Source organism: Rhizobacter sp. P2_H2 (assembly GCF_056403375.1).
Genome location: NZ_JBFUFP010000313.1, coordinates 1 through 5,362, shown reverse-complemented (window position 1 = coordinate 5,362; position 5,362 = coordinate 1). Strand labels below are relative to the sequence as shown.

Below are 5,362 nucleotides of genomic sequence, written 5' to 3'. Positions count from 1 at the left end.
GGACGGCGGCGGCAAGGACCTGTTCGCCCACTTCAGCCAGATCCAGGGCGGCGGCTTCAAGAGCCTGGCTGAAAGCCAGCGCGTTCAATTCGAGGTGACGCAGGGCCAGAAGGGCCCGCAAGCCTCGAACATCGTCCCGGCCTGACCGGAACGCAGGGGCCCGGCACGCGCTGGGTCTCTCAAGAAAACCGCGGCCTTGGTCGCGGTTTTTTCATTGGAGGGCGCGACATGAAGAACCTGCAGGAAGCTACCGAGCGCATCTGCGACCTGAAGGGCTCGCTGGTCGCGATGGACGCGCTGATGGCGGCGCTGATCCGCGTGCTGCCCGCCGAGCAGCGTGCAGAACTGCGCACGAGCTTCGAGGACAACGCCGAGGTTGCGCGAACCGTGATGCTGCATGCGTCGATCTCGGAACTCTCGATCGCCGCCTTCGAGCGCGACGTGGAGCGCACCACCGCGCTGATCGGGCCCTAGGCGCTTGCCCGTGCCCGCTCAGGCCTTCAGGTCGTGCTCGCGCAGCATCACCGGCTCCAGCGAGCCGGCGGCGAAGCGGCGGCGCACCGCGGCATCGATGTCGGCACGGTGGGCGGTGTAGGTGGCCACCGCGTCGGCACCGTCGAGGGATGCCCGGTAGCGGTAGTGCAGCGCCCGCATGCTGATGCTCGCCCCGATCGACGCGCCGTCGTCGAGCAGCACCCAGAAGCGCACGTCGCCCGAGGCGTCGTGGAGAAAAGGCGGGGGAGTCATGGCAGCGCACCCCGGGCGGGCGGGGCATGGCAAAGGAGCCTGATCGTATACCCCTCGCGTATACCCCTCGGCTTGGTTGACACGCCGTGGCAGTCTTGAACCAGGACGGTCGGCGATGTGACGGATTTCGTGCCAGGTGACGTGCCGCGTCGGCGGCCCTGCCCGGCGCAGCGCGGGCGGCCCCGCTGGTCCGCAACTTGCCATTGGATGCCTGTCGCCGCCCCGTGCGGCCTTCCGAAAGGCATCCGATGTCAGCACCCGAGTCGTCGACCGCAGAAGTGGCCAAGCTGCTGCACCGCCTGTGGATGCGCGTGAGCCGCGGCGACAGCGAGTTCGGCGACGACATGCAGGACACGGTGGTCGACCCCGACCGCGGCCTGGCCTTCGCCGACACCGAGGTCGAGGACCGCTTCCGCTTCGGTCCGAGCTACGGCCTGAACTGACCCGGCGCGTTCAGGACCAGCCCGCGTCGACGACGAAGCTCTGCGCGGTGCACATCTTCGAATCGTCGGCGGCGAGGAACAGCGCCATCGTCGCGATGTCTTCCGACTGAAGCCGCCCCGGCAGGCACTGGTTCGCGTCGAGATCCTTCTCGGACTCCGGCGTGACCCACATCCGCAGCTGCTTGTCCGTCATCACCCAGCCCGGCACCAGCGCATTGACGCGGATGTTGCGCTTGCCCAGGTCCTTCGCGAGCGAGCGCGTCAGCCCATGGATGGCTGCCTTGGTCGTCGCGTAGGCCGGGTAGCCGGCCCCCTTGATCATCCAGCTGATCGAGCCGAGGTTGATGATCGAGCCGCCGCCCAGGCCGACCATGTCGTCGACCACCGCCTGCGCCGCGAAGAACTGGTGGCGCAGGTTGACGTTCATGCACTGGTCCCAGAACTCCGGCGTCACTTCCTCGACCCGGTGGCGCTGGTCGTTGGCGGCGTTGTTGACCAGCGCGCCGATCGGACCGAACGCGCTGCGGGTCTGCGCGATGGCCGCCTGCAGCGCCGCGACGTCGGTCACGTCGCAGGGCATGAACAGCGGCTTCGGCGCGCCGTGCGGGTTGGGCCGCGCGGCGATCTCCGCCAGCAGCGCATCGGCGGCTTCGCGGTTGCGGCCGACGAAGCCGACCTTCGCGCCCTGCGCATGGAAGTGCTCGACGAAGGCGGTGCCGATGCCGGTGGTGCCGCCGCTGATGAAGACGGTGCGGCCTTCGAGGCTCGGGTAGTGGGCGAACTGGGTCATGGGAGGTTCCTGGTGTTCAATCGACCAGCCCGCGCGCCAGCGCCAGCCGGTGCAGGCCGCGCGCGGTCAGCGCCTCGGCATGGGCGATCGCCTGCAGGCCGCGCGCCGCCAGCGCACGCTCGTAGCGGCGGGTCAGCGCGGCGCTGCCGATCAGGTGGACGGTGCCGGTGGCCGGCGCGAGCCCGTTCAGCTCGTGGCCGACCAGCAGGCCCGACAGGTACGACGGTGCCGCCGCGCCGCTCAGCTCGCCGAACAGGCCGAGCGTGCGCACGCTGAAGAGCTGGTTCGGCAGGCCGCCGCTGCCGCGGCTGGTCTCGAGCCCGCGCGCGAAGGCGGCCTCGTCGTCGCCGGCCTCCTTGTCCATCAGCGCACCGAGCAGGCTGTGCTGCGTCAGCAGCGCATAGAGCTCGCCGGTCATCGCGGTGTGCAGGCGCGTGATGCGGCCGTGCTCGACGGTGATCCACTTGCTGTGCGTGCCGGGCAGGCACAGCGTGTGCGGGCCGCTGCCCTGCAGTTCGTCGAGCAGGCCCAGCACCTGGGTCTCCTCGCCGCGCATCACCTCCGGTGCACCGTGCGCTGCGCGGTCGCTCATGCCAGGCGCGATGAAGAGCTGCCGGCCCGGCAGCGCCGGCGCCTCGAACGCGAGCATGCCGGCGGCGATCGCGTCGGCCCCGGCCGGGCAGGCGACGTAGGGCACCTCGCGCCAGCCGTTGCGGCTGCCGATCATGCCGGCCATCACGATGTGCGGATCGTTCCAACCGTCGATCTGCTCGGCCAGCACCGCCTCGAAGCGGCCCTGGCAGGCGAGCAGCGCGGCCGGGGTGCTGCGCTGCGCCAGCACGTGGCCGGCGGCATCGAGGCGGTAGGCGCGCAGGCTGCTCGTGCCCCAGTCGACGGCGATCATCGGGCGGCCTGCAGCGCGGTGACGAACGCGCGTGCCATCTCGCTGGTTCGCGACACGTCCTGCCCCGGCTTGTAGAGGTCGCTGCCGAGGCCGGCGCCGATGCAGCCGGCGCGCAGGTACTCGCCCAGGTTGGCCGGCGTCACGCCGCCCACCGCGAACATGGGCACGCCGGCCGGCAGCACCGCCTTCAGCGCCTTCACATGGCCGGTGCCGTAGGTGGTGGCCGGGAACAGCTTCAGCGCCTGCGCACCGGCATCGAGCGCGTCGAAGGCTTCGCTTGCGGTCGCAAAGCCGGCCGCGACCTGCAGGCCGCGCTGCACCGCGTACGCGATCAGCGAGGGCCGGGTGTTCGGCGTCACGACGAGCTTCGCGCCGACCTCGACCAGCGCATCGACATCGGCCGGCTTCAGCACCGTGCCGCCGCCGATCAGCGCCCGGCTGCCGAAGCGCTGCACGATGTCGGCGATGCTCTTCTGCCATTGCGGCGAGTTCAGCGGGACTTCGATCGCATCGAAGCCGGCATCGACCAGGGCCTGCGCATGGGGCAGGGCTTCTTCGGGGCGGATGCCGCGCAGGATCGCGATCAGCGGCAGGGAGGTGGGCCAGGTCATGGGGCGACAGCGTAGCGAGCGCTCCGGTGTCGCACAAATGAAATTTTGGGCCGCCGGCATGCCAAAACAGCGGCCCGTCAGCCCCTCAGTCCGGCTGCTCCCGCGCCCGCTGCAGCAGCAGTTCGCGTTCGCGCTCGTTGCGCGTCATCCCGGCGGCGCGCTCGAAGGCCTCGCGCGCCTCGGCGTGCCGGCCCAGCCGCGCGAGCAGGTCGGCGCGCACGCTCGGCAGCCAGTGGTAGTTCGCGAGCGCCGGTTCGGATTCGAGTTCGTCGACCAGTTCCAGCCCGGCGGCCGGCCCGAACGCCATGCCGACCGCCACCGCGCGGTTCAGCGCCACCACCGGCGACGGCGCCACCTGCTCGAGCGCGTCGTACAGCGCGACGATCTGCACCCAGTCGGTGTCGTCGGCGCGGCGCGCGCGGGCATGGCAGGCCGCGAGTGCCGCCTGCAGCGCATACGGGCCGCGCGCGCCGCCCAGCGCCTCGGACTGCGCGAGCGCCGCGAGGCCGCGGGCGATCATCGGCGCATCCCAGCGGCTGCGGTCCTGCTCCATCAGCAGCACCGGTCGGCCTTGCGCATCGGTGCGCGCGGGCGTGCGGGAAGCCTGGATCTCCATCAACGCGACCAGGCCGTGCACCTCGCTCTCGCCGGGCACCAGGCCGGCCAGCACGCGGCCGAGCCGCAGTGCCTCGTCGCACATGGCCGGGCGCATCCAGTCGTCGCCGGCGGTCGCCGAATAGCCTTCGTTGAACACCAGGTAGATCACCTCCAGCACCGACCCGAGCCGCGCCGCGCGCTCGGCCGCCTGCGGCACCTCGAACGGCACGCGCGCCGCGCTCAGCGTGCGCTTGGCGCGCACGATGCGCTGCGCGATCGTCGGCTCCGGCACCAGGAAGGCCCGCGCGATCTCGTCGGTCGTCAGCCCGCCCAGCAGCCGCAGCGTCAGCGCGACGCGCGCATCGGTCGACAGCACCGGGTGGCAGGCGGTGAAGATCAGGCGCAGCAGGTCGTCGCCGATGTCGTCCTCGCGCGCCGCATCGAGCCCGTCGACGAAGTCGGGCACCACGTGCGCCTGCAGCGCGTCCATCTCGTGGCCGAGCTCCTCCTGCTTGCGGGCATGCAGCGCTTCTTGCCGCAGCCGGTCGAGCGCGCGGTGCTTGGCGGTGGTCATCAGCCAGGCCGCCGGGTTGTCGGGCAGCACGCCGCCCTCCCAGTGCTCCAGCGCGGCGAGCAGCGCGTCCTGCGCGAGTTCCTCGGCCAGGCCGACGTCGCGCACGATGCGCGCGACGTGCGCGATGATCTTCGCGGCCTCTGCGCGCCAGACGGCTTCGATCGCACGGTGTGTCTCGGTGCGTGGTTCGGTCGATTCCACCGGGGTCCTCAGGTGCTCTTCTCGGCGAGGCTCTTCAGGTTCGCGAGCCCCGCCTCGAAGTCGGTGCCGACCATGCGGTCGACGTTGATGAAGACGTGCATCACCTTGCCGAGGTACGGCACCGGGCCGTGCATCGCCCAGGTCACGCGGGTGCCGCCCTGCTCGGGCTGCAGCGTGAACTCGGCCTGGTTGTGCGCCTCGAACGGCTTCACGAAATCGAGCGCCATCGTGACCTTCGAGGCCGGCACGGTCTCGAGGATCGCGAGGCTGCCGGTGCCGACCTCCCGGCTCTCCCAGCCGTAGCGCGCGCCGGTACCGACGGTGGTCGGGCCGTAGCTGCCCTTGAGGGCCGGGTCCTTGCGCTCGTACGGATTCCAGGTGTTGAAGCTGCGCAGGTCGTTGATCATCGCGTGCAGCTTCTCCGGCGACGCCTGGATGCGCACGCTGCGCTCGACGCGGAAGGTGTCGGGCTTCGTGGCGGCGTAGACCAGCAGC

The 5,362-nt window shown here is 71.1% G+C and carries 9 protein-coding genes; 3 read left to right on the top strand and 6 right to left on the bottom strand.

From position 1 onward, the window contains the following. Both AC1D15_RS16765 and AC1D15_RS16760 read left to right on the top strand, forming a co-directional pair. Window positions 1-145, top strand: a 145-nt coding sequence (locus AC1D15_RS16765; protein ID WP_477826859.1) for a cold-shock protein, incomplete at its 5' end; no start/stop codon positions are given. Window positions 146-228: 83 nt separating this feature from the next. Then, window positions 229-474 (top strand): hypothetical protein, encoded by a 246-nt coding sequence (locus tag AC1D15_RS16760; protein WP_047500176.1) that lies wholly within the window; start codon window positions 229-231, stop codon window positions 472-474. A gap of 18 nt (window positions 475-492) precedes the next feature. Here the strand turns inward: AC1D15_RS16760 and AC1D15_RS16755 are convergent, their stop codons facing one another. Beyond that, the gene (locus AC1D15_RS16755; protein ID WP_477826858.1) at window positions 493-747 is read right to left on the bottom strand and encodes a DUF1488 family protein; all 255 of its coding nucleotides are present in this window, start codon (window positions 745-747) and stop codon (window positions 493-495) included. 248 nt (window positions 748-995) lie between these two features. Between AC1D15_RS16755 and AC1D15_RS16750 the strand changes: the two genes are divergently transcribed. Beyond that, a complete protein-coding gene (locus AC1D15_RS16750) occupies window positions 996-1,190 on the top strand; it encodes a hypothetical protein (protein WP_477826857.1) in 195 nt (64 codons plus the stop codon). 10 nt (window positions 1,191-1,200) lie between these two features. Here AC1D15_RS16750 and AC1D15_RS16745 read toward each other — a convergent pair whose 3' ends face one another. The 5 genes from AC1D15_RS16745 to AC1D15_RS16725 all read right to left on the bottom strand — a co-directional run bounded on the left by AC1D15_RS16745 (window position 1,201) and on the right by AC1D15_RS16725 (window position 5,361). Beyond that, window positions 1,201-1,980, bottom strand: a complete 780-nt coding sequence (locus AC1D15_RS16745) for an SDR family NAD(P)-dependent oxidoreductase (RefSeq protein ID WP_047500180.1) — start codon at window positions 1,978-1,980, stop codon at window positions 1,201-1,203. A gap of 16 nt (window positions 1,981-1,996) precedes the next feature. Continuing rightward, window positions 1,997-2,884 (bottom strand): 2-dehydro-3-deoxygalactonokinase, encoded by an 888-nt coding sequence (locus AC1D15_RS16740; protein ID WP_465110923.1) that lies wholly within the window; start codon window positions 2,882-2,884, stop codon window positions 1,997-1,999. After that, a complete protein-coding gene (locus tag AC1D15_RS16735; RefSeq protein ID WP_477826856.1) occupies window positions 2,881-3,495 on the bottom strand; it encodes a 2-dehydro-3-deoxy-6-phosphogalactonate aldolase in 615 nt (204 codons plus the stop codon). The genes AC1D15_RS16740 and AC1D15_RS16735 overlap by 4 nt, the downstream gene beginning before the upstream one ends. 85 nt (window positions 3,496-3,580) lie before the next feature. Then, window positions 3,581-4,867: an RNA polymerase sigma factor gene (locus AC1D15_RS16730; protein WP_477826855.1), complete on the bottom strand. Its 1,287-nt coding sequence runs from the start codon at window positions 4,865-4,867 to the stop codon at window positions 3,581-3,583. A gap of 8 nt (window positions 4,868-4,875) precedes the next feature. Then, complete coding sequence (locus AC1D15_RS16725) at window positions 4,876-5,361, bottom strand: SRPBCC family protein (protein WP_477826854.1); 486 nt, start codon at window positions 5,359-5,361, stop codon at window positions 4,876-4,878. Window position 5,362 lies beyond the last annotated feature (1 nt).